Here is a 20,524-nt window from a genome sequence, read left to right on the forward strand (position 1 = left end):
ATCGCCGCAACCCGGCCCAAGGAAGAGGGGCGTATCGCGATCGTCACGAACGCGGGCCGGGCGGCGGTGGACGCAGATGGCGTTGGCGCGAACGGATTTGCAGGGCGGGAGACCGTGAGCAAGCTCGCCGCGCATGCGACAGGTGCCATCTGCGTACGGCAAAATCGTGTGGTCCTGGCGCCCGGGGTCTGTGCGCCAAGTGTTGCGGTGATGTGGCGGTCCGACCGGACGCGCGCACCAGCCATCCGCAAGGCGACGGGGGCAATAGTGCATCGCTCCCCGGGGAGAGCACGACATAAGCCGTTCCAACCACTGCGCAGGGAAGGCCGGGATGTCCTGGCTACACCTGTATGCCGCTGTGCAGCTTCTCACCACGCAGATTCCGCACAGTGGACCTCGGGTGCCAGCGGGCTCCCGGTCTTCCCTGCGCCCTCTTTCATTTCAGAGGGTGAGGCCACAAAGCAAGGCTCGGGCGAGATCAGCCGCGAGGACGCCAAAGCGTGTCTGCAATGACGATGCGTCTTGAATGAGCAATGCCGTTGCTCCGACGCCATCGGTTTTCCCGGTACCGCGCCCGGGCTTGAGCCGGACGCCGGCAGACAAAAAACGGCGGGGAAAGAGCCCCGCCGCCACGTCTCCCCGTCATCAGGCGGCGAAGATCTCACGCATCCGAAATCTCACATGCCAATGTCGAACACGTTCGGCAATTGGCCGGCGAGAGGCAACGCGGTGGCGCCGAGGAAGGTCGCCACCATGGCCATCAGCCGGCGGTTGTTCTGGCGCTTGCCGCGCATCTGGCCGGCGATCCACTCCAGCATCTCGCTGTTCACCTTGGAGGCATAGGACGGCGCCCAGCTCTCGATGTCGGTGTCGGCCGACAGCGCCATGTTCCGCGGCGGCACCTTCAGGCCCGAAGCGCTCGCGGCATAATGGGCGACCGCCTTGGCGAGCAGATCGTCGAACCGGCCCCCATCGGTGCGCTCAGTCGCGGCCTCGTTGATCTCGAACAGCACTTCGGCCTCGGCGCGGCTCACCGGCTGATCGTTCACGGCGGAGGCCGTCAGGATGCGGATGCACCATGCGGTGTCATCAGCATCGAGCGAACGGGAGAAATGCACCCTTCCCTTGGTGGTCGGGCCTTCTCCCGTGATTATGCCGTCGCGCACCACGCTCAGCGCGTGAGCCGCGGTATCGCGGCAGGACGGTTCGAGGGACGATGACTCGGTGGGTTTGGGCGCAGCGGCAGACATAGTTCACTTCCAGATTTCTTCTGACCGGCCAGCATTTTCATGCCGACGTAAAGGGGTGGTTAATGATTCGATTTGGGGATCGCGACTTGTCCAGATGGTTGCCAATTGGTCGCTGTCAGGACTGATTTGGTTCTAGGGCGCGCCCCAGGAGCGTGATGGAAGTCATAAAAGGCATTATCGGGGCGAGCGAGACCGTGTGACCCCGGAAGAGACGTTTCGCGGCGGGGACGGCCGTAACAATAAGTTGCTGAGAAATGGGCTCTTCCCGGAAGGAATTCACATTTTACTTGAGCCGGTTCAGTTGGCGTTCACTTGGTCTTGCAAGCCCCTTATACTGCCCGCGACGGCAGAGACGCATTCTTCAACAAATTCAATGCGATGAGGTAAAATCATGACACTTCCAATCGGCGCCACCGCACCAGACTTCGAAGCCGAGACCACCGAAGGGAAGATCAAGTTCCACGACTGGATCGGCAACAGCTGGGCGTTGCTGTTCTCGCATCCGAAGGACTTCACGCCGGTTTGTACGACCGAGCTCGGCGCTCTCGCCAAGCTGAAGCCGGAATTCGACAAGCGCGGTGTCAAGCTGATGGGCCTCTCGGTCGATCCGGTCGACAACCATGCCAAATGGTCGGAGGACATCAAGGAGACCCAAGGCGCGGCGCCGAATTATCCGATGATCGGCGACACCGATTACAACGTCTCGAAGCTCTACGGCATGCTGCCGGCCGCCATTTCGGGCGATCCCCTGGTCCGCACGGCCGCCGACAATCAAACCGTTCGCAACGTTTTCATCATCGGACCGGACAAGAAGATCAAGTTGGTGCTGGTCTATCCGATGACCACGGGCCGGAACTTCCAGGAAATCCTGCGCGTCATCGACTCGCTGCAGCTCACCGCCAAGCATCGTGTGGCCACCCCGGCCGATTGGTCACAGGGCGACGACGTCATCATCGCGGGCTCGGTCTCCAACGAAGAGGCCAAGACGATCTACCCGCAGGGGTGGAAGGAGCCGAAGCCCTACCTCCGCATCGTGCCGCAGCCGAAATAATTCCGCCGTTGAGCAGCGGGCATCATCCCGGGGGCACTTATTCCTCGGGATGACCTTGCTGATGAAACCCGGCGCGTGCGTCTCGTATATTGAGAACCTGCTCAGCGAGATGCGCTCCCGATCATGCCAAACCCGCAGCCGGTCATCGTCTGGTTTCGCGAGGACCTTCGTCTATCTGACCACCCCGCTCTCCACGCCGCCGGGAAGACCGGCGGGCCGGTGATCTGCCTCTATGTGCTCGATGAATCCGTGGGGCGGGCGCCGGGCGGCGCGGCGCGCTGGTGGCTGGCGCAGTCGCTGCGGGCGCTCGGGACCGAGATCGCCGCACGCGGCGGATCGCTGGTCCTGCGCAGGGGACCGGCGACCAAGGTGATCCCTGAAGTGGCGCGCGAGAGTGGCGCACGCGCTGTCTACTGGAATGGGATCGCGCAGGTGCCGCATCAAGCGGTTGAGCGACAGCTCGAAACGGCGTTGGCAAAGCTCGGAGCGGACTCGCAAAGTTTTCCCGGCGACCTCCTCGCCCCGCCCTCGGCAATCCGCAACAAGGATGGCCGGGGCCTGCGCGTGTTCACACCATTCTGGCGGCGGGTGCTGTCGCTCGGCACCCCGCCAAGGCCCTTGCCCGCGCCCAAGGAGCTGCGACCAGCGCCGGAGATCGCCAGCGATCGACTGGAGAGCTGGACGCTCGAGCCGAGCAAGCCGGATTGGGCGGCCGGCCTGCGCGAAGCATGGACTCCCGGCGAAGCCTCTGCACGCGAGCGCCTGCGCGACTTCCTGAAGCACACAGTGCGCGGCTATGTCGGCGATCGCGACCACCCGGATCGGCACGGCACTTCACGGCTGTCGCCGCATTTGCGGTTCGGCGAGATCAGCCCGCGCCAGGTCTGGCACGCCGCGCGCTTCGCCGCGGCGGAAGATCCGGCACTCGGACCCGGCGTCGAAAAATTCCTCAGCGAGCTTGGCTGGCGCGAATTCTGCCGCCACCTCCTCCACGACAACCCGGGCCTCGCCACCGAAAACCTGCAGACGAACTTCGATGGCTTCCCGTGGTCGCGCGACGACAAGGCGCTTGCCGCCTGGCAGCGCGGGCGCACCGGCTATCCAATCGTCGATGCCGGCCTGCGTGAGCTCTGGCACACGGGGGTGATGCATAACCGTGTCCGGATGGTGGTCGCCTCCTTCCTGGTCAAGCACCTGCTGGTCGACTGGCGCGAAGGCGAAGCCTGGTTCTGGGACACACTGGTCGACGCGGACGCCGGGAGCAATCCCGCGAACTGGCAGTGGGTCGCCGGCTGCGGGGCCGACGCGGCACCCTATTTCCGCGTGTTCAATCCGCTGCTTCAGGGCGAGAAGTTCGATCCGGATGGCGCCTACGTCCGGCGCTGGGTGCCGGAACTGAAGGGGATGCCCGCCAAGCTGATCCATCGGCCCTGGCAGGCAACGCCCATTGAGCTTGCCGCCGCGGGCATCACAATGGGCAAGACCTATCCCGAGCCGATTGTCGATCATGCCGGAGGACGCGAGCGTGCGCTCGCCGCCTTCGCAAAGATCCGCGGAGGTTGAGCGCGGCTTTGACACAATTTCGAAACCCGCTATCGTCATGACTCCTGTCAAACCGCGGGGGATGAGATGGACGACGAAAAGCCGATCACCGAACAGGCGATGGACACGATCACCAGCGCCGTGGAAGCGACCAAGGACGCGGCGGTCACGGCCGTGAAGCAGGTCAGACGCGCCGCCAAGAAGGTCGCCAAGAAAGTAGCGCCAAAGAAGACGTCCAAGAAGAAGGCCGGTAAATCCTCAAAGAAGGCAGCCAAGAAGACTGCAAAGAAGACTGCAAAGAAGACTGCAAAGAAGACCGCAAAGAAGACCGCAAAGAAGGCTGGCAAGACATCCACAAAGAAGGCCGCCAAGAAGACCACGAAAACAAAAAAGAAGGCCAAGAAGGCCAAGCGCTGATCGCAATCCTCAGATCAGGTCTCCGGGTGCGGGCGCGCCCGGAGACGGCGCCGCCCTATCCTCACCGCCTGGCTGCCCGTCGGCCCGGATGGTGCTTGCCTTGAGATTGCGGATCGCTGCGATGAACGAGCGGTCCTCGGCGTTGAAGCGCTTCCGCTTTTCCGATGAGCCGAACTGCTTGATCACTCGCTGGCCATTGACCTTCTTGATCACGTTGCGCCCGCGGTCATCGTGAATGGAGCCTTCATCGACCCCGGATGATCGAACTTGGTGCCGTTGCGATGCGCGAACGGCTCGAACCATGATGGAGCAGTGCACGCCTCGCCTTCATTGATACAGCCGCGCTGACAAAAGAAGTGGAATTGAATGCTCCACCCTAGCACGACGCGGTCAACGGACGTCAGTGCTGCGCACAGTGCTAAGAGCGTCGATTGACCACGAAGACCGCCGCCGCGCACGTCGCCATTCCGGCAATGGCAATTGCGTCCAGCTTTTCTCCGAACATCAGATAGGCCATCAGCGCCGTCACGGCCGGCACCAGATAGAACAGGCTCGCGACCGAGGTCGCCGCAGCGTGGCGGATCAGCCAGTACAACAGCCCGATCGAGCCTATCGAGAGCGCCACGGCGAGCCAGGCGAGCGCGAGCACGAATTCCTGTGTCCAGTGCACCACGCGGTCTTCGAACAGAAATGCTCCGATCGCGAAGAAGACGGTGACGGCGACATATTGCACGAGATTGCCGGCGCGCCAGTCGATGTGATTGCAGTAGCGGCGCTGGTAGAGCGTGCCGAGCGTGATGCTGATCAGCGAGACCACGGAGGCCAGCCAGCCAAGTCCGGCTTCGCCGGTCATGGGACGGTTGTGCAGGATCAACACGACGCCGCCGAGACCGAGCACGAGACCGGCCCATTGCACCGGCGTCACTCTCTCGCCGAGCCAGCGATTGGCGATGGTCGATGTCAGGATCGGCTGTAGGCCGGGAATCAGCGCAGAGAGGCCGGCCGGAATCGAATGCGCGATCGCGATCGCGGTGCCGCCGAGATAGAAACCATGGACGAGGATGCCGGCGACCGCGCTGTGGGCGAGCCCGATCCGGTCGGGCCATTTCGGCCGCGCAATCCCGGCGATGATCGCCATCAGGCCGACCACGATCGCCATGCGGATGGCGAGATAGGTCAAAGGATCGGCATTGTTGACGACGTATTTGGTGCCGATGAACCCGGTGCTCCAGAGCAGGACGAACAGGATCGGCGCGGCGCGGGCGGCCAGGATTTCTTGGTTATGGTTCATTGCCGCCCTCATTGCCCCACCGGAGGCCATGCGGCAATGCGAATTTCGTTCTGACGATGCTGCGCTGCGTCAGCCCACAGCGGCCCAGCTCAGCCGGTCACCATTCTTCCGGACAGGGATTGACGATCCTCCAGAGCTCGACACCGTTCTTGATCTTCTTCATGTCGGTGGTGAGCCCGCCATTGCGGCGAATCCAGTCCTTCACCGTGTCGGGGTAGTAGGACATGAGATCAGAGGTTCCTTCGGCGCTGGTGACCTTGATGCCGAAGGTGAACGCCTTGTCGTAATAGGCCTGATGGAAGCCGAGGCTCGCGCGCGGCGTCACGCAGATCTTGTTCATGGGCACGATGCCGAGCACGAGCGTGCAGGCCGAATTGCAGATGCCATCGATGATGACGCGCTCGCCCTTCTCGCGCACCCGCTTGTACTTGGCCTTGTACTCCTCGACATAGCCGCCATGGTCGCGGGTGATGCGCAGTTCGGCGCGCGCCGGAGTTACGGCGGCGAGGCAGAGCAACAGCAGGCTCAGAAGCGTGATGCGCATGGCGAGGTGACGGCGACGACCTTCAGGAATACCACCGACTTCCAGGGACCCAGAGAAATGATCCTCGGCGCCGGCGACAGGATTCTTACCGAAATACTCTTTGGTCATAGTTGTGTGGGGAATTCGTTAAGCATCCCGAAAAGGCCAAAAATGGGCAGCTTTTGACCCCAAGTCCGACAATTCTGTCACACACCCCGGAAATCTGCGGGATTGCACCTGATTTTGGGCCTCCGGAGCGATGCCAGACCACCCGAAATGGCTATAAATGGTTGATCTGTTTGAGCGGGCTTCGGAGAATCGAGATGAGCAAGTTGACGTTTGTAGCCGCGATCGTGGCCCTGACGGCTGCAGTTCTGGCTCCCGGCCTTGCGGAAGCGCGCGGACACCATCGGTATCACCGCTCTTACGCCAACCCGCTGCCCTATCCGATCAGCTATCTGCACAATTACGGACCGGGCCTCACCCCCGGCACCTTTGCCTATTACGACGGCCCGTCGACCAACCATTGCTATCGCAGCGCGGCCGCGTATATCGGCCAGGATGGACGGCGGCACCCCTGCCACTGAGGCGCCGCGCGCGTCCTTCCGGCTGGCGCCTCTATTTCGCGGCGCCCGACAGCAACAATTGCTTCTCGATCTCGTAGACCGGCAGCTTGACGAGGTCCTTGCCGACTTCACCCTGGAGCGCCTTACGCACCGTGTCAGAATAGTCGGCGCGGATCATGCCCAGCGCGCGCGGGGAGGCCACCATGGTCAGCGCCTTGGTCTCGCCGGAGCTGACGGCAGCATCGAGCCGGCCAGCAAGTCCCCGCAGGAAGGCGCGCTCCGCCTCATCGTGCCAATCGGTCTGCTCGACCGAACTGCGCGATCCACCGGCCGCCGAATGCAAGCGGCCGGGCGCATCGCTACCTTGCGCGGCGGTCGAGGGGTTGGGCTGCTCGTGCACTTCTCTGGTATGCAGATTGGGAAACATCTCGTCGCCGACGTTCTCCAGAATCAGCGCCTTGCGCCCGTCGCACACGACCAGCCAGTCACCCTTCTCGATTCTCATCTTGTTCATTGCAACTTCTCCTTGAAACTTATCGACCCCGCGTCCGGCATCAGAGGTGTTCTTCGAATTCCTCGAAAGACTTGCCGAACTGCGCCATTGCCTCTTCCAGATAATCGGCAAGCATCGGCGTGCCGATCAGGTAGGAAGCAGTGCGCTGATTGTGCGCCTGTACGGCCTGGGCGTGCAGTTCGCGCCAATTAGAGAGATCACCGTCGCCCCGGCCGAGCCAGGTCAGCGCCACCAGATCGATCTGCTCGTCAACGTTGAGATCGCGGATGAAGCCCGCCAACTCCGTACGGTCGGTGGTTTCGCCACGTCCGCCGCGTCCGTAGCTCATGTCGTCGTCACCTGAGTCCAGGATGACGCCGCCTCCGGCCGCTTCGCTATCGGAGCGGCGCGATTTCGCGATGACGAAGAAGACCTTCTCCGGCGAGATCGACAGATTTGGAATGATTCGCATCCAGCTAACCTTACCCGGCAGCATGCACCACGCCGCTGCCACGGCGACGACAGTAAGAGCCAAGGCACACTTGCGATTTGCGCAGGATCAAGGTCTCCGGCACGGCATGGTCCTAGGCCAGTCCTCGAGCCGGCATCAGGGCCGGTCGACTTGGTGAAGGCTTGTTCATCAGCATTACATTTCGGTTCCGCCACAATTTGATCCGAACAACTTCGATATTCTGCATCGCGTAAGCGGAGGAAGACATTATGACTCTCAAGACTGGCGTCGCCGCGTCCCTGTTGTTTGGCGCCCTCGCGGCATCGCAGGCGGCATCCGCCATGCCGATAGCGCCGGCTCCCGCGACACCGCAGATGTCCGGCGTCGAGCAGGTGCGGATGGTCTGCAACGCATGGGGGCAGTGCTGGTGGCGCCCGAACTACTATGGATATTACGGGCCTCGGCCATATTACCGCCCTCGCTATTACGGGCCGCCGCGCTATTACGGGCCGCGCTATTATGGCTATTACGGCTATCGCCGCTGGTGACATCTGAAGGGGCTCTCGGGGCCCCTTCGCTTTTTTGCGAGCTCATGTCTTGCGCGGTGCCACCGCAATGGGAGCCGATCTGATCCAGATCAAGGATGAATCAGCCGACCTCGGTCATCCTTTAACAAGGAGTTAATTGCCCGCCCGATGGTCGTCAGGCATGAATGTGCAGAACGTTGGGCGTGACATTGAGCCGACGGACTTCATGGCATGACGTCCGCAATACTACGGCCTGAAATTCGGTTTACTGAAACGCGCGGTTCCGTCATTGATGGCGATGCTTCGACATTCATTTGATTGTACATTTCAGCGGCTGGCAGAAACCATGTTGTTCGACAACCTTGCTCCCTCCTCCGCGCTTCAACTGATCGGCTTTTCTGACGTCGATTCATTTCGGCCGATCGAGACGATGGAGGATGCGAGAAGCATTCCGCTCGACATCCCCAACTTCGCGCCGGCCCGCGCTGTCGTCGCCCTGCCGGCGTGCCGCATCATCGTGATGAAATCGTTCGCGCGCATTCTCGATACCGCCTATCGCATGCCGGGCGGGATGGTGATCCTGTCCATGACCGATGACGTTCAGGCCAGTTTCAAGGGAGTGGATATCGACGCCCGCTTCTTCGCTGCGCTGCGCGGCAACGACGAGTGCCATTTCGTCGAACCCCAATCCAATCATCATGCCATGATCATCTTCTCTCCCGAGCTGAGAGACCGGGGCTGGTTCGACAATGCCGACGACTTGCGGGCCCATGTCGCGAACCGGCCCGCACTGCTCCACACGCGGCAACTCCTGCTCGACATCCTACGCACGGCGTCAGTGCAGCCGGGCCTGTTCGAAAGCACCGAGGCTGCGGCCCATCTTCAGGAAGGCTTGCTGCTCGCGCTCGACGACCTGTTTCGAATCGAATCGTTGTCGGACCGGATCGCCTCGGTCCAGAGCCAGCGAGCGATCAAGCTCGTGCAGCGGATCGACGACTTCTTGGCGGCCGATCCGACAGCACCCATCTATACGGCCGACCTCGCCGGCGAGTTTGGCGTCTCGGTTCGGACGCTCGGCGGCGCCGTCAGCAAGGTGCGCGGCATGAGCTTGCACCAGTATATTCGCCTGAAGAGGCTGTGGGCGACTCGCGCCCGCCTGCTTAGGGGCGGCGGCGTCACCGTCGCCACCTGCGCGCGCGCCCAGGGCTTCCATCATCTCGGTGAGTTTGCCGCGGCCTACCGCGCGACCTTCCAGGAGGCGCCGTCCGACACGCTAGCCCGCGGACGCAGGAGCCCTCCCGCCGGCCCACACAGCATGCGTACAGTTTCTCTAGACCTTTAGAAAAGGCGAGGTCTGGCGCGCTCGGAAGGATTCGAACCTCCGACCCTCGGAATCGAAATCCGATGCTCTATCCAGCTGAGCTACGAGCGCCTGAGCCCGGGGTGACGGGCCACCAAGATCCCCTCACCGGCGCTGGCGATCAGGCCAGCACAGCAAACGGCGTTTGGACTGCTTCGAGTTAGCAGAGAGGCCGGCCAATAAAAAGCCCTTCCCGCCTCATCGAAGCGGGGTCGCAGGCGTCTGTCACCAAGTGTTGTTGAAAAGGCCGAAATGCGGCTGCTGGGCCACCAGCATCATGGGACGACCGGGCTGCGGCGGAGGTGTCCTGGCAACTTTGCGCTTGGGCTGGGCCGGAGAAGTTTGAGCCTGAGCAGCCTGAAGCTGACGAGCTTGCGATCTCGGCTCGGTCCTCGTCTCGGTCTTCCTGGTCGCGGCAGTCTCGGTCCTCGGCGCCGGCGTGAACTGGGCGAAGGTCTCGCGCACCCGGGTCTTGGCCGACATCTCGGCCAAAGCCGGCGTTAGGCTCTCCTGCGCCGGGGGCTCCGGTGCCGCAACAGCGGCGGTCTGCACCGCGGGCGCGGCTATCGTCGGCTGGCTGGTGTCGAGCACCACGCGTTCAGGCAGGTGCCGATTGGACCGGATTCGGATCAGGGGCTGATCGATGCCGGCGGTTGCGATGGCTTGCGTGACCGGCGCCGGCGGGAGAACGAAATCCGCCGCGAACAGCAGTGCGAGCAAGGCTCCACCGACGAAAATGAAATACCTAAAGATGGGCATTGGCCGCGCTCCGCCCCCCGCATCCCCGCGTGGGCTCTCCGCCTCAACAGGCGATTTCTCAATTGGTTCCTGACCCAGCCGCTCGGTTCAAATGGTGATGCATGGTTTTTTGCCCAAGCACCGAGGAGGGTAACTTTTCCGCTACCCGATCGCGTCGCCTTAGACACGGCGCGCTGCAACCAGCGAGCAATTTGCATGATCGGCATTCACGTTAACGAAGCCGACGAGGACACGTACAAAGGTCTTGCGGCTCTTCATGCTGACCGGATCGGCCACCACGCGGGTGCGGTTCGTAAGACGACTGCCGTCATGCCGCGTGAAGGCGCAGACGATCTCGACATCCTTTACGGCATAGTCGTTGTCGTTTCGGAGCGTGAACGTCACCAGGGCCTTCGAACCGAGGCCGCCGCGGCGCCAGGTCTGCGATGAGATCCTGAGACGACCGAGTTCTGCCCTCGCCGGCGCCTGAGCTTGGGATGCCGGCCGCACGTCTACCGACGCATCGTCCGACGGAAGCGCCTCAACAGAGGCCAGCTCCGGCGTCGCCGGCTCAGCACTATTGCCTCTGGAAAAAGGTAGCAAAATCCAGACACCACAACCCAGGATGATCGCCGCCAGCAGCCAGAGAAGACTGCGGCCAAACGAAACACTGGCGATCGTCACGGCCCGTGCCAGCCTTTCGCCGGTCCCGGCGAGGCGCCCAAATCCGATCCGGTCGAGCCTGGCGTTCATGGTGCATTACCAATTGCGGCCAAGGCACCATGGAGATGGGCTCGGCCACAGCTTACCCTAATTCGCGCAACGAACTAAGGTTCCCCGCTTCATGCGAGTCGGCCAGGAGCATGGTAAGCACCAGCCGAGCCCGTTAACATGCGCTGCAACATCGCAGCCCGTTGGGAGAACAGGTAATGCCATTCGCCGTCACTTGGGATCATGTCCACCTGCGCAGCCCCGATCCGGAGGCCACGGCGGCTTGGCTGCGGGACATCCTTGGTGGCGAGATCGCTCGCGCGCCGGGACGGATCGACGTGAACCTCGGCGGCGCCAGGATCTTCATCGCACCTCTAGAGGGCGACAGCGACGTCAACCCGCCGCCCCCTCACCCGCATCAGGGTCTCGACCATTTCGGCCTTGTGGTGCAGGACATCGACGCCGTGGCCGCCGAGATCAAGGCCAAGGGTGTCACCTTCACGCGTGAGCCGACGACCATCCGGCCCGGCGTACGCATTTGCTTCATCCAAGGCCCTGAAGGCATCTCCATCGAGCTGCTCGAGCGCGACAAGAAATATAGCTGACGTGACGCGCGCCGTGCTCCCGCGCCCAGCCGGCAAACTGCCGCGTTGCGCGAGAAGACGGGCTTTGGCATAAAAGCTGGACCGGTTACGCCATTGGGCGATGGCGGCCGGCCCGTGGGACGTTATGAAGAACGGCCTTTATTCAATTCACGTGACCCTGCTCGATGGTCGAGTCGGCAAGGGCAGCGGCGTGATTCTGTTCCGCGACGGCAAGATTCTTGGCGGCGACGCCTACCTCTATTACACCGGCAGCTACACGGTGAAGGACAACAGCACCTTCAAAGGCGAAGTACTGGTGCAACGGCACACGACGCCTCGGGGCGATGACAACCCACTGTTCGGCGGCCCCGCCCCCGTCGGCATCGGCGTCACCGGCAGCTTCACCGAGACGCGCGGGGAGATGACCGGGACTGCGCTGGTCGGCAAGGCCAGCCAGATCTTTGGCGCCACGCTGCACAAGCTCGCGGACGTCGATTAGCTATTCGGCCGCCTGCTCCAGCGGCGCCACCCGGGGCAAGATCATCTGGATGCGCGTGCCGCCCCCCGGCTCGGAATCGAGATCGAGCCGGCCCCCCAGCCGGTTGGTGACGATACTGTAGACGATGTGCAGGCCGAGACCGGTGCCGCCCTGGTCGCGCCGCGTCGTGAAGAACGGATCGAAGGCGCGGCGGCGGACGTCGAGCGACATGCCGCAGCCATTGTCGGAAAAGATGATCTCGACATTGTCCTTGCCGGATTCGCGCACCTGGATCTCGATGGTCCCCGGCCTGCCATCCGGGAAGGCGTGCGCCACCGAATTGAGAAACAGGTTGGTCAGCACCTGGCCGTACGGGCCGGGATAGCTGTTCATGGTCAGGTCCGGCTGGCACTCGACGTTGAGCGTCAGATTGTGCTTGCGCAGGCCCGGCCGCAGGCTCATCACCACCTGCTCGGTGAGGTCGCCGAGATCGAATGTGCGCTGGTCCGAATAGTTGCGGTCGGCGGCGACCTGTTTGAAAGACTGGATCAGTTCGGCGGCACGGTTGAGGTTGGAGACGAGTTGCGAGGATGCATCGCGGCTTGTACCGAGGAAATCGTTGAGCGTCGAGCGGCGCAGCTCCCCCCGCTCGACTTCGGCGGCGAACACTGCGGTCTTGCGCTCCAGCGCGGACGCGACCGTGAGGCTGATTCCGACCGGATTGTTGACCTCGTGAGCGACGCCGGCAACGAGGCGCCCGAGCGCGGCGAGCTTCTCGGCCTCGATCAGCGAGGCCTGCGTCTCGCGAAGATTGCGCAACGCGGTCTCGGCAGCCTCCTTGGCCTTGCGCATCTCCTGCTCGCCGCGCTTGCGCTCGCCGATGTCGAGCGCAACGGTGACGATCCGCTCGATCTCGCCCTCGGCATCGAGCAGCGGCAGCTTGTTGACCAGCCATTGCCGCATGTTGCCTGCCGCGTCCTTGTACTCCTCCTCATAGAAACCGAGCCCTTTGCGGAGCTGGAGCACGCGCTTGTCGTTCTCGTCGGTCTTCGCCGCGCCGTAGCGCGACATCAAGTCTGCGGTGGTGCGGCCAAGCGCATCGCGGGGCTCGATGCCGAAAATGCCCGCCATGTAGCGGTTCATCAGCACGTAGCGCAGGTTGCGGTCCTTGACGTTGATCACCGCAGGCACGGTGTCGATGACCTGCTGGAGCAGGCGCCGGCCTTCGGCAATGGCGTCTTCCGCGCGCTTCTGGTCGGTGATGTCGCGCAGCGTGCCCTCATAGCGGACGATACTGCCCTGCTCGTCCCGCACGGCCGTGGCGCTGTCGGAGAGCCACAGGATATTGCCGCTGCGCTGGCGCACCTGGTACTCGAACTCGCGCACCATGCCGTCGCGCGCCATCAGCCGCTGGTATTCGGCGCGCGCCTCTGGATGGACGTAGATCGTGTGGGCGATGTCGTTGATGCTGTCGATGAGCTGCTGTGGGCTGTCATAACCCATCATCCGCGCCAGCGCCGGATTGGCGTTGAGGAGGTCACCGGCGGGCGTCGTCACATAGATGCCGTCGACCGAGCCCTCGAACAGCTTGCGGTAGCTCTCCTCGGCGAGGCGCTGCTCGGTAAGAGCGCGCACCGCCGCCTCGCGCGCGGTGTCGGCCTCCTCCAGCGCGCGGCGGAACACTTCGGCCGCCCGCGCGATGTCGCCGATTTCGTTGTCGAGGTCGGCGGATGGAATCGAGGTGTCTTTCCGGCCGGCCGCAAGCGCGCGAATGGATCGTGCGATCTGGGCGAGCGGACGAACCGTCCTGCGCACCACGAACAACGAAGCGCCGATACCGATCAACACGCCGACCGTACCGAGCACGATGCTCTGCCATCGCGCCTCGGTCAGGGTTCGGGCAAAGTCGCGCGACAGCACGTGTCCGCGCCGGGAGCTGACTTCGCGCAGCAATTCGGTGACGCGGCCGATCAATCGGCCCTCAGTTCCCAAGACCTCGCGATCAATGTCGGCGATCTGCCGCTCCCGGACCGCCACCGCCATGATCGCCTCGGCGTAGTCGTTCACCGCGGACTTGAGCCTGGGATCGGCGATGCCCATCGTTCGCATGCTCTGCGCCGCTTGCTCGGCCGCGGAGGGGTTGCGCGCGAGCAGCCCGAGCGCGACCCGGCTCTGCGCTTCGGAGAGGTGCGACGCCAGCTCCCGGTCCGCAGTGCCGGCGACAGCTGCATCGAATTGCTCGCGCAGCGGCGGCAGGCCGGCGAGCAGCTGGGCGCGGCGGTCGATCAGCGTCGAGATCCGCTCCAAGCCGGTACGATAGGTGGCGAGCCGCTCGGTGACCCCGTCGAGCATGTCCTGCTGCTCGGGCGCGAGCTCGATACGGGTCTTCTTCAGGATCTCGCTCAGGGTCGAGGCCGCCTCGCCCACCTGCTGGAACTGAATGCCGGCGCCTGGGTCTGTGACAAAGTCACGCGCGGCGAGGCGCAACTCGTTCATGCGGCGGTCGATATCCTCGGCGAGGTCGCCGACGCTCTGGAGCCTCTGCAGCTCGGCGAAGGTGGTGTCGATGTGCCGGATCGCGATCACGCTCGCGGTCGAGGTAACGATGATCACCGCCAGCACCAACAGGAAGCTGCCGAAGGTGAGCTGGCCGATGGAGAGCGAAAATGTTCGCCTTTTCTCTGGGGACGGCGTCAATTCGGCGGACATTGGTGGTTTAAGGACCGGGCTGCTGGAAACCCAATATACGACGTATTGCCGCCCAGGGGGAACATGCCTCGTGGCGCGGAATATCCTTAATATCAAGGCTTGCCGCTCCTTCAGCCTCGCGCCTTACGACAGGTCGACGCCGGCGGGCTGCCGGCCGAATTGGCCATGGCGGTGACGCCGAGAGGACGCACGCCAAGGCCAGACCGTCCGGCCAAAGCTCGGGCGTATCCGCCCTCCGGCTCCGGATGTTTGGCTTCACAGAGGTGTACTAGCCGGCTGCCCCTACCTCGAACACCTCGCCGTCATAGCCGGCCTCGGCCGGGATGCGGAGCTGACGGCCGGTTTCAGTCTTGGTCATGACCGGCATCACCGTGACGATGGACAGGCCGCGGGCGTGCTCCATCGCCGCGCTCACGTTTGGTTGCTTGGCCAGCCGGATCAGATTGCGCGTCGTTGGGAACGGCAGCTTGAAGCGGCCGCTCTCGCCCCCCTCCACCGCTTCGCGCGGCGAGACCCAGATGGAATCGGTGGACTCGAGCCCGTCATGCGCGCCGAGCTGGTCCGGCGGTGCGGCGGCAAGGAAGAACCAGGTGTCGAAGCGCTTCGGCAAGCCCTCCGGCGTGATCCAGTGCGCGTATGGCACGAGCGTGTCCAGCGCGAGCTGGAGACCGTTGTCGGCGAGAATGTCGAGGAAGCCGATCTTGTGTTCGTTCAGCGCAACACGGTGCGCGTCGGCAATCTCGCCGGCACGCCTGGCATCGATTGGCGCGCCGGTATCCTTCGACCGCGCCAGGAGGATGCCGCTCTCCTCGAACGTCTCGCGGATCGCGGCGATCCGAAAACCGCGGTCCGCTTCGCTCAAGCCTTCGCCGCCCGAGTAAAGGCCGGCGCGGGCGACGATCTCCTTGTCGCCAGCATCGACGCTGCCACCTGGAAACACCAGCGCACCCGAGTTGAATTCGATCTGATGATGGCGGACCATCATGAAGACCTCGATTTCGTGTGCCGCGCCGTCCCGAAGCAGGAGGATCGTGGAGGCCGGGCGTGATGCTGATGTCTCGGCCATGCAACTAACCTGCGGCGCTGGATTGCGGGCCGAGATTGGCGCGCTTGTCGACACGGGCGACGCGCGACAGCAGGTACTCGACCTCGGCCTTCGCCGCCGCCGTGATTGTCGCGCCGGGCTTGCGCTGGGCGCTGGAGGCAATGACGCCGCGCTTCTGCAGCACGTATTTGCGCACGGCAAGGCCCGCGCCGGGTTGCTGCTCATAGCGGATCAGCGGAAGATGCGCGTCGAACAGATCATGCGCGGCGTCGCGCTTGCCCTCCTTCGACAGCCGCACGACGTCGATCAGAAGCTCGGGGAAGGCGTAACCGGTCATGGCGCCGTCGGCGCCCCGCTCCATCTCGAAATCCAGGAACAGCCCGCCGTTGCCGCAGAGGATCGAGAGCGGCCGCAACGATCCGTCCTTCTGGAAGTTGCGAAGCGCCGAGATCTTCTCAAGCCCTGGCCAGTCCTCGTGCTTGAGCATCACGCAGTTCGGGTTGTCCATGACGATCTTGCGGATCACGGCAGGCGTGAACACCACCGACAGGGTCAGCGGATAATCCTGGAGCACCCAGGGCACGTCGGGGCCGATCGCCTCCGCGGCCTGCTTGAAATAGCCGACAATCTGATCGTCGGTGCGAAGCGAGGGCGGCGGCGCGATCATGACGCCCGCCGCGCCCGCATCCATTGAAGCCCTCGCCAGCGAGCGCATGGTGGCAAAGCCCGGTGCAGAGACGCCGACGATCACCTGCATCTTCTTGGCGCGCTTGACGAAGCGCACCGCCACCTGCTCGGCCTCGGCAGCATCGAGCTTGGGGGCCTCGCCGAGAATGCCGAGCACCGTTACGCCGTCGCAGCCGACTTCCTCGTAGAAGTCGGTCAGGCGGTCGATCGAGCGCTCGTCGATCCGGCCATCGTCGTGGAACGGCGTCGGCGCGATTGCGAAAGTGCCCTTGGCCTCGGCGGTGAGTTTCATCGTCTTCCCTATCTCAATGTTCGTCATTCCGGGCGGCTCGAAGAGCCGAACCCGGAATCTCGATACTCCGGGTTCGTGCTTCGCACGCCGCGGAATGACGGGAAAGCTAAAACCGCCTCGCCCCCATCTTGATCTGCTCCTCGGAGAAGAAAATCTCCTTGGCGTGATCGACGATGTCCTGGGCCTTCCAGCCCGAATGCGGCGGCTTCCAGCCTTCCATTTCCATCATCCGCATCTCGCGCACGCCGCGCGGCCCGGAGACGCCCAGCACCTTGCCGGTCTGGTCACCCGACAAATCGCTGACCATGTATAGCACGGCCGGCGCGATGCCGTCCGGCCCCAGCGCCGCACCGGGGTTCTCCTTATAGCGGGGCAGGTCTGCGGTCATGCGGGTCAGGGCCCCCGGCGCCAGCGTCCAGATCCGGATGTTGTACTTCCGGCCTTCGATCGCCAACACGTTGGACAGGCCCCAGATCCCGCCCTTGGCCGCGCCGTAATTGGTCTGGCCGAAATTGCCGATCAGGCCCGAGGTCGAAGAGGTGTTGACGATGACGCCGCCCCCGTTCTCCCGCATCCAGCGAAACACCGGAAGGGTGCAACAGAAGGTGCCCTTCAGATGCACCTTGATGACCTTGTCCCAATCGGCCTCGGAGGCCTTGGCAAAGGTCTGGTCGCGCAGGATGCCGGCGTTGTTGACGAGGATGTCGGCGCGGCCGAAGTGCTTAATGGCATCGTCGAACACCGACTGACCGCCCTCCATGGTGGAGATGTCGGCCCCGTTGGCGACCGCCTTGCCGCCTTCCGCCGTAATTGCGTCCACGACCTGTTGCGCCATGGACTTGTCGGCGCCGGAGCCGTCTCGGGGCCCGCCGAGGTCGTTGACGACGACGGAGGCCCCTTCCCGCGCGAACAGCTTTGCGTAGGCTTCACCGAGCCCGCCACCCGCGCCGGTGATCAGCGCAACCTTTCCGTCGAGTAGTCCCATGGTGGTTTCTCCCTGTTTTCTTTGTCATTCCGGGGGATCGCGCAGGGCTGAGCCCGGAATCCGGAACTATTAGCGCGAGATTCTCGGGTGCGCACTGCGCACCATAGTTCGCGCATCGCGCGCCCCGGAATGGCGGAGAGCGCTAACCCAGGACCGTCTTGCCGTTCTTGATCACTGTGACGCCGCGCGACTTTACCTTGGCTTCGAACGAGATCACGTTGCCGTCTTTCCAGAGGTCCATGGTTACGGTCTCGCCGGGATAGACGGGGGAAGAAAACCGCGCGACGTGCTGGCGGAAAGCGCTGGCATCGTAATCGGCATAGGTCTGGAGCACGCCGCGGCAGGTAATGCCGTAGGTGCACATCCCGTGCAGGATGGGGCGCGGGAAGCCGGCTTTCTTGGCAAACTCGGGATCCGAGTGCAGCGGATTGCGGTCGCCGCAAAGGCGATAGACCAGCGCCTGATCGGGGCGCGTCGTGATATCGATGGTCTTGTCTGGGCTGCGCGAGGGAATCTTGTGCGGATCAGGCTGCGTCAGGTTCGGCCCGCCGAAGCCACCATCGCCGCGCGCGAAGCGCGAGGCGACCAGCGTTGCCAGCTTCTCGCCCTTCTCGTTCTTCAGTACGGTCTGGTGAACGATGACGACGCCCTTGTCCTTGCCCTTGTCGTAGACTTCGAGCACGGAGGAATCGGCGGTGATATTCGCTTCCACCGGCAGCGGCTGATGAAAGGTGATGTCGCGCTCGCCGTCGACAACCATGACGCGGTTGAGGTTCATCTCGCCCGGACCTGAGCCCCAGGCGGCCACGGACGCAAATGTCGGCACCACCTTCAGCGGTCGCGGCGTGTAGGTGCCCTCGTTGACGAAGGCGAGTTCCTTCTCATCCATCGGATCGGCGCCGAGCCCGATGCCGTAGGCGTAGAGCATGACTTCGCGGTCGGTGTAGGCATATTTCTGGCCGATGTTCTTCAGGCCCTTGAGTTCTTCATATCTGGCGGACATGTTGTTTTGTCTTCCTCTCCGAGTTTCTTATCCGCAGGCGGCGATGCCCGTTGATTGTGCCCTCTCCCCTTGTGGGAGAGGGCCGCACCGCCCTTGCAACAAACTCACTCGGGTGACGGTTGGCTCCGCAGTGACACTTCTCGTGTTGAGAGAGACCCCTCACCCGGCAGCCTTCGGCTGCCACCCTCTCCCACAAGGGGAGAGGGTTACACCTTGTTTTCGCGTCAGGCCGGCGTGAAGAACGGCAGCGGCGCGCCGTCGGTCGGCTTGAACACTACCTTCACCTTCTGCCCGATCTTCAGCTGTTCGAGATCGCAGTCGACGAAATTGGTCTGCACCGACGGCCCCTCCTTCAGCGTGACGTAGCCGATCGCGTAAGGACCGGTCGGCGACTTCCGCATCAGGCTGTAGGTGTAGATCGTGCCCTCGCCCGACGCTTCCTCCCACACCGTCTTGTCCGAGTAGCAGAACGGACAGATCGAACGCGGGAAGTAATGGGCTTCGCCGCACGCGGTGCAGCGTTTGATCATGAACTTGCCCTGCTTGGCGGCGTCCCAGAACGCTGCGGTCTCCGGATTCGTCACCGGGGCCGGATACTTCTTTGCTTCGCTCATCACACGCGCTCCAGAATGGCCGTCGACGCGGCGTGGCGGACGCCGAGAAGCCCGCCAGTGCCGTGGGCGATGGCGAGATCGCAATTCTTGACCTGCACCTTCGGATGCGCCTCACCGCGCAGCTGGCGCACGGCCTCGAGGATCTTGGTCATGCCGCCGCGGTTGACGGGATGGTTGCTGCAAAGACCACCGCCGTCGGTGTTGAACGGCAGCTTGCCGACGCCCGAGATGAGGTTGCCGTCGGCGACGAACTTGCCGCCCTCGCCCTTCTTGCAGAAGCCGAGGTCTTCCAGCTGCATCAGGACTGTGATGGTGAAGCTGTCGTAGATGGAGGCGTACTTGATGTCCTTCGGCGTGATGCCGGCTTCCTCGAACGCACGCGGGCCGGACCAGACGCCGGCGGAGTATGTAAGATCGAGGTCCTTGCCGCCGCGCGGGCCCTTCATCGCCTCGCCGTGACCGATGAGCCGCACCAGCGGCTTCTTCAAACTCTTGGCGATCTCGGGCGTCGTCACGATCATTGCGCCGCCGCCGTCGGAGACGACGCAGCAATCCATGCGATGCAAGGGATCGGAGATCATCGGCGAATTCAGGACGTCCTCAACGGTGACGACGTCCTTGAGCATCGCATGCGGATTGTACTGCGCGTGGTGCGAGGCCGCGACCTTGATCCAGGCGAGCTGCTCGCTGGTGGTGCCATAGTCGTGCATATGGCGCATGGCACACATGCCATAGGCATTGTGGGTGGTCGCGCCGTAGGCGGTCTCGAAATCGGCTTCGGCGCCCTGCGCCCGCGGCGGCATCGCGCCGGTGCGCGGCTTGCCGGCCAGCGTGATCAGCGCGATCGAGCATTTGCCCGCCGCGATCGCCTCGGCGGCATGGCCGAGATGGATGATGTAGGAACAGCCGCCGGTCTCGGTGGAATCGACATGGCGGAGCTTCTTGGTGTTGAGGCCGAGATAATCGACCATCGGCCAGGCGCCGCCGGGGGCATCGCCCGCGCAGAAATAGCCGTCGATGTCGTCCTTGCTGATCCCGGCATCCTCGATCGCGCCCTTGGCGACCTCGGCGTGGAGCTGGGCGGTGGATTTGTCCGGCGCATGCCGGGTCGGGTGTTCGTAGATCCCGGCAATGTAGGCCTTGCCCTTGATGGTCAAACTTCAGGTCTCCGCTCGCGTTTCTTGTTGCGTGGTTTTTCTGAACCGCG

General features: G+C 63.5%; 22 protein-coding genes, 1 tRNA gene and 1 pseudogene. 8 read left to right on the forward strand and 16 right to left on the reverse strand.

From position 1 onward, the window contains the following. Nucleotides 1-677 precede the first annotated feature (677 nt). Nucleotides 678-1,250, reverse strand: a complete 573-nt coding sequence (locus K408_RS0131510; protein WP_024342515.1) for a hypothetical protein — start codon at nucleotides 1,248-1,250, stop codon at nucleotides 678-680. A gap of 391 nt (nucleotides 1,251-1,641) precedes the next feature. On the opposite strand from K408_RS0131510, the gene K408_RS0131515 reads away from it, so the two are divergent. The 3 genes from K408_RS0131515 (at nucleotide 1,642) to K408_RS39345 (ending at nucleotide 4,260) form a co-directional block, all read left to right on the forward strand. Beyond that, the gene (locus K408_RS0131515; protein WP_024342514.1) at nucleotides 1,642-2,301 is read left to right on the forward strand and encodes a peroxiredoxin; all 660 of its coding nucleotides are present in this window, start codon (nucleotides 1,642-1,644) and stop codon (nucleotides 2,299-2,301) included. A gap of 123 nt (nucleotides 2,302-2,424) precedes the next feature. Continuing rightward, complete coding sequence (locus tag K408_RS0131520; RefSeq protein ID WP_080654965.1) at nucleotides 2,425-3,864, forward strand: cryptochrome/photolyase family protein; 1,440 nt, start codon at nucleotides 2,425-2,427, stop codon at nucleotides 3,862-3,864. A 66-nt stretch (nucleotides 3,865-3,930) separates the two neighbouring features. Then, nucleotides 3,931-4,260 (forward strand): hypothetical protein, encoded by a 330-nt coding sequence (locus tag K408_RS39345; protein WP_035698730.1) that lies wholly within the window; start codon nucleotides 3,931-3,933, stop codon nucleotides 4,258-4,260. A 61-nt stretch (nucleotides 4,261-4,321) separates the two neighbouring features. On the opposite strand, the pseudogene K408_RS39350 reads toward K408_RS39345, so the two are convergent. The 3 genes and pseudogenes from K408_RS39350 to K408_RS0131540 all read right to left on the reverse strand — a co-directional run. Further along, nucleotides 4,322-4,568 (reverse strand): annotated as a pseudogene (locus tag K408_RS39350) (hypothetical protein); the annotation flags it as partial. Nucleotides 4,569-4,678: 110 nt separating this feature from the next. Next, nucleotides 4,679-5,551: a DMT family transporter gene (locus K408_RS0131535; protein ID WP_024342510.1), complete on the reverse strand. Its 873-nt coding sequence runs from the start codon at nucleotides 5,549-5,551 to the stop codon at nucleotides 4,679-4,681. Between the two features lie 97 nt (nucleotides 5,552-5,648). Then, nucleotides 5,649-6,095, reverse strand: a complete 447-nt coding sequence (locus K408_RS0131540) for a hypothetical protein (RefSeq protein WP_024342509.1) — start codon at nucleotides 6,093-6,095, stop codon at nucleotides 5,649-5,651. A gap of 302 nt (nucleotides 6,096-6,397) precedes the next feature. Here K408_RS0131540 and K408_RS0131545 point away from each other — a divergent pair, with 302 nt between their 5' ends. Then, complete coding sequence (locus K408_RS0131545) at nucleotides 6,398-6,661, forward strand: hypothetical protein (protein WP_024342508.1); 264 nt, start codon at nucleotides 6,398-6,400, stop codon at nucleotides 6,659-6,661. Nucleotides 6,662-6,692: 31 nt separating this feature from the next. Here K408_RS0131545 and K408_RS0131550 read toward each other — a convergent pair whose 3' ends face one another. Both K408_RS0131550 and K408_RS0131555 read right to left on the reverse strand, forming a co-directional pair. After that, on the reverse strand, nucleotides 6,693-7,154 hold the full coding sequence (locus K408_RS0131550; protein ID WP_024342507.1) for a host attachment protein: 462 nt from the start codon (nucleotides 7,152-7,154) through the stop codon (nucleotides 6,693-6,695). A gap of 40 nt (nucleotides 7,155-7,194) precedes the next feature. Further along, nucleotides 7,195-7,629: a DUF3775 domain-containing protein gene (locus K408_RS0131555; protein WP_245265947.1), complete on the reverse strand. Its 435-nt coding sequence runs from the start codon at nucleotides 7,627-7,629 to the stop codon at nucleotides 7,195-7,197. Nucleotides 7,630-7,853: 224 nt separating this feature from the next. On the opposite strand from K408_RS0131555, the gene K408_RS0131560 reads away from it, so the two are divergent. Together K408_RS0131560 and K408_RS39355 are read left to right on the forward strand one after the other, a co-directional pair. Continuing rightward, entirely contained in the window at nucleotides 7,854-8,132 is a 279-nt protein-coding gene (locus K408_RS0131560) for a hypothetical protein (protein ID WP_024342505.1), read from the forward strand. 325 nt (nucleotides 8,133-8,457) lie between these two features. Next, the gene (locus K408_RS39355) at nucleotides 8,458-9,453 is read left to right on the forward strand and encodes an AraC family transcriptional regulator (protein ID WP_024342504.1); all 996 of its coding nucleotides are present in this window, start codon (nucleotides 8,458-8,460) and stop codon (nucleotides 9,451-9,453) included. Between the two features lie 13 nt (nucleotides 9,454-9,466). Here the strand turns inward: K408_RS39355 and K408_RS0131570 are convergent. The 3 genes from K408_RS0131570 to K408_RS0131580 form a co-directional block, all read right to left on the reverse strand. Further along, a tRNA-Arg gene (locus K408_RS0131570) sits at nucleotides 9,467-9,543 on the reverse strand. A 153-nt stretch (nucleotides 9,544-9,696) separates the two neighbouring features. Continuing rightward, nucleotides 9,697-10,230, reverse strand: a complete 534-nt coding sequence (locus tag K408_RS0131575) for a hypothetical protein (RefSeq protein WP_024342503.1) — start codon at nucleotides 10,228-10,230, stop codon at nucleotides 9,697-9,699. Between the two features lie 159 nt (nucleotides 10,231-10,389). Beyond that, nucleotides 10,390-10,962, reverse strand: a complete 573-nt coding sequence (locus tag K408_RS0131580) for a hypothetical protein (protein ID WP_024342502.1) — start codon at nucleotides 10,960-10,962, stop codon at nucleotides 10,390-10,392. Between the two features lie 176 nt (nucleotides 10,963-11,138). Here K408_RS0131580 and K408_RS0131585 point away from each other — a divergent pair, with 176 nt between their 5' ends. Both K408_RS0131585 and K408_RS0131590 read left to right on the forward strand, forming a co-directional pair. Beyond that, nucleotides 11,139-11,525: a VOC family protein gene (locus K408_RS0131585; RefSeq protein ID WP_024342501.1), complete on the forward strand. Its 387-nt coding sequence runs from the start codon at nucleotides 11,139-11,141 to the stop codon at nucleotides 11,523-11,525. Between the two features lie 124 nt (nucleotides 11,526-11,649). Further along, complete coding sequence (locus K408_RS0131590; RefSeq protein WP_024342500.1) at nucleotides 11,650-12,003, forward strand: GrlR family regulatory protein; 354 nt, start codon at nucleotides 11,650-11,652, stop codon at nucleotides 12,001-12,003. Here the strand turns inward: K408_RS0131590 and K408_RS0131595 are convergent, their stop codons facing one another. The 7 genes from K408_RS0131595 to K408_RS0131625 form a co-directional block, all read right to left on the reverse strand. After that, entirely contained in the window at nucleotides 12,004-14,691 is a 2,688-nt protein-coding gene (locus tag K408_RS0131595; RefSeq protein ID WP_024342499.1) for a PAS domain S-box protein, read from the reverse strand. A 268-nt stretch (nucleotides 14,692-14,959) separates the two neighbouring features. After that, nucleotides 14,960-15,757 carry an NUDIX hydrolase gene (locus tag K408_RS0131600; protein ID WP_024342498.1) on the reverse strand — a complete coding sequence of 266 codons (798 nt, stop codon included), beginning with the start codon at nucleotides 15,755-15,757 and terminating at the stop codon, nucleotides 14,960-14,962. A gap of 4 nt (nucleotides 15,758-15,761) precedes the next feature. Further along, a complete protein-coding gene (locus tag K408_RS0131605) occupies nucleotides 15,762-16,715 on the reverse strand; it encodes a dihydrodipicolinate synthase family protein (protein ID WP_024342497.1) in 954 nt (317 codons plus the stop codon). A gap of 106 nt (nucleotides 16,716-16,821) precedes the next feature. Continuing rightward, nucleotides 16,822-17,700, reverse strand: a complete 879-nt coding sequence (locus K408_RS0131610; RefSeq protein ID WP_024342496.1) for an SDR family oxidoreductase — start codon at nucleotides 17,698-17,700, stop codon at nucleotides 16,822-16,824. Between the two features lie 142 nt (nucleotides 17,701-17,842). After that, a complete protein-coding gene (locus tag K408_RS0131615) occupies nucleotides 17,843-18,703 on the reverse strand; it encodes a MaoC family dehydratase (protein ID WP_024342495.1) in 861 nt (286 codons plus the stop codon). Between the two features lie 224 nt (nucleotides 18,704-18,927). Further along, a complete protein-coding gene (locus K408_RS0131620; RefSeq protein WP_024342494.1) occupies nucleotides 18,928-19,317 on the reverse strand; it encodes a Zn-ribbon domain-containing OB-fold protein in 390 nt (129 codons plus the stop codon). After that, entirely contained in the window at nucleotides 19,317-20,474 is a 1,158-nt protein-coding gene (locus K408_RS0131625) for a thiolase family protein (protein ID WP_024342493.1), read from the reverse strand. The genes K408_RS0131620 and K408_RS0131625 overlap by 1 nt, the downstream gene beginning before the upstream one ends. Nucleotides 20,475-20,524 lie beyond the last annotated feature (50 nt).

The organism is Bradyrhizobium sp. in8p8 (assembly GCF_000426845.1).
In the GTDB taxonomy this organism is placed as follows: Bacteria; Pseudomonadota; Alphaproteobacteria; order Rhizobiales; family Xanthobacteraceae; genus Bradyrhizobium; species Bradyrhizobium japonicum_C.

Excerpts from the sequence above, each read along its gene's own strand:
- K408_RS0131615 (WP_024342495.1), bottom strand. The coding sequence starts at position 18,703 with ATGTCCGCCAGATATGAAGAACTCAAGGGCCTGAAGAACATCGGCCAG.
- K408_RS0131550 (WP_024342507.1), bottom strand. The coding sequence starts at position 7,154 with ATGAACAAGATGAGAATCGAGAAGGGTGACTGGCTGGTCGTGTGCGAC.
- K408_RS0131520 (WP_080654965.1), top strand. The coding sequence starts at position 2,425 with ATGCCAAACCCGCAGCCGGTCATCGTCTGGTTTCGCGAGGACCTTCGT.
- K408_RS0131585 (WP_024342501.1), top strand. The coding sequence starts at position 11,139 with ATGCCATTCGCCGTCACTTGGGATCATGTCCACCTGCGCAGCCCCGAT.
- K408_RS0131600 (WP_024342498.1), bottom strand. The coding sequence starts at position 15,757 with ATGGCCGAGACATCAGCATCACGCCCGGCCTCCACGATCCTCCTGCTT.
- K408_RS0131535 (WP_024342510.1), bottom strand. The coding sequence starts at position 5,551 with ATGAACCATAACCAAGAAATCCTGGCCGCCCGCGCCGCGCCGATCCTG.
- K408_RS0131620 (WP_024342494.1), bottom strand. The coding sequence starts at position 19,317 with ATGAGCGAAGCAAAGAAGTATCCGGCCCCGGTGACGAATCCGGAGACC.
- K408_RS0131555 (WP_245265947.1), bottom strand. The coding sequence starts at position 7,629 with ATGCTGCCGGGTAAGGTTAGCTGGATGCGAATCATTCCAAATCTGTCG.
- K408_RS0131560 (WP_024342505.1), top strand. The coding sequence starts at position 7,854 with ATGACTCTCAAGACTGGCGTCGCCGCGTCCCTGTTGTTTGGCGCCCTC.
- K408_RS39355 (WP_024342504.1), top strand. The coding sequence starts at position 8,458 with ATGTTGTTCGACAACCTTGCTCCCTCCTCCGCGCTTCAACTGATCGGC.
- K408_RS0131575 (WP_024342503.1), bottom strand. The coding sequence starts at position 10,230 with ATGCCCATCTTTAGGTATTTCATTTTCGTCGGTGGAGCCTTGCTCGCA.
- K408_RS0131545 (WP_024342508.1), top strand. The coding sequence starts at position 6,398 with ATGAGCAAGTTGACGTTTGTAGCCGCGATCGTGGCCCTGACGGCTGCA.
- K408_RS0131510 (WP_024342515.1), bottom strand. The coding sequence starts at position 1,250 with ATGTCTGCCGCTGCGCCCAAACCCACCGAGTCATCGTCCCTCGAACCG.
- K408_RS0131580 (WP_024342502.1), bottom strand. The coding sequence starts at position 10,962 with ATGAACGCCAGGCTCGACCGGATCGGATTTGGGCGCCTCGCCGGGACC.
- K408_RS0131515 (WP_024342514.1), top strand. The coding sequence starts at position 1,642 with ATGACACTTCCAATCGGCGCCACCGCACCAGACTTCGAAGCCGAGACC.
- K408_RS39345 (WP_035698730.1), top strand. The coding sequence starts at position 3,931 with ATGGACGACGAAAAGCCGATCACCGAACAGGCGATGGACACGATCACC.
- K408_RS0131595 (WP_024342499.1), bottom strand. The coding sequence starts at position 14,691 with ATGTCCGCCGAATTGACGCCGTCCCCAGAGAAAAGGCGAACATTTTCG.
- K408_RS0131590 (WP_024342500.1), top strand. The coding sequence starts at position 11,650 with ATGAAGAACGGCCTTTATTCAATTCACGTGACCCTGCTCGATGGTCGA.
- K408_RS0131605 (WP_024342497.1), bottom strand. The coding sequence starts at position 16,715 with ATGAAACTCACCGCCGAGGCCAAGGGCACTTTCGCAATCGCGCCGACG.
- K408_RS0131540 (WP_024342509.1), bottom strand. The coding sequence starts at position 6,095 with ATGCGCATCACGCTTCTGAGCCTGCTGTTGCTCTGCCTCGCCGCCGTA.
- K408_RS0131610 (WP_024342496.1), bottom strand. The coding sequence starts at position 17,700 with ATGGGACTACTCGACGGAAAGGTTGCGCTGATCACCGGCGCGGGTGGC.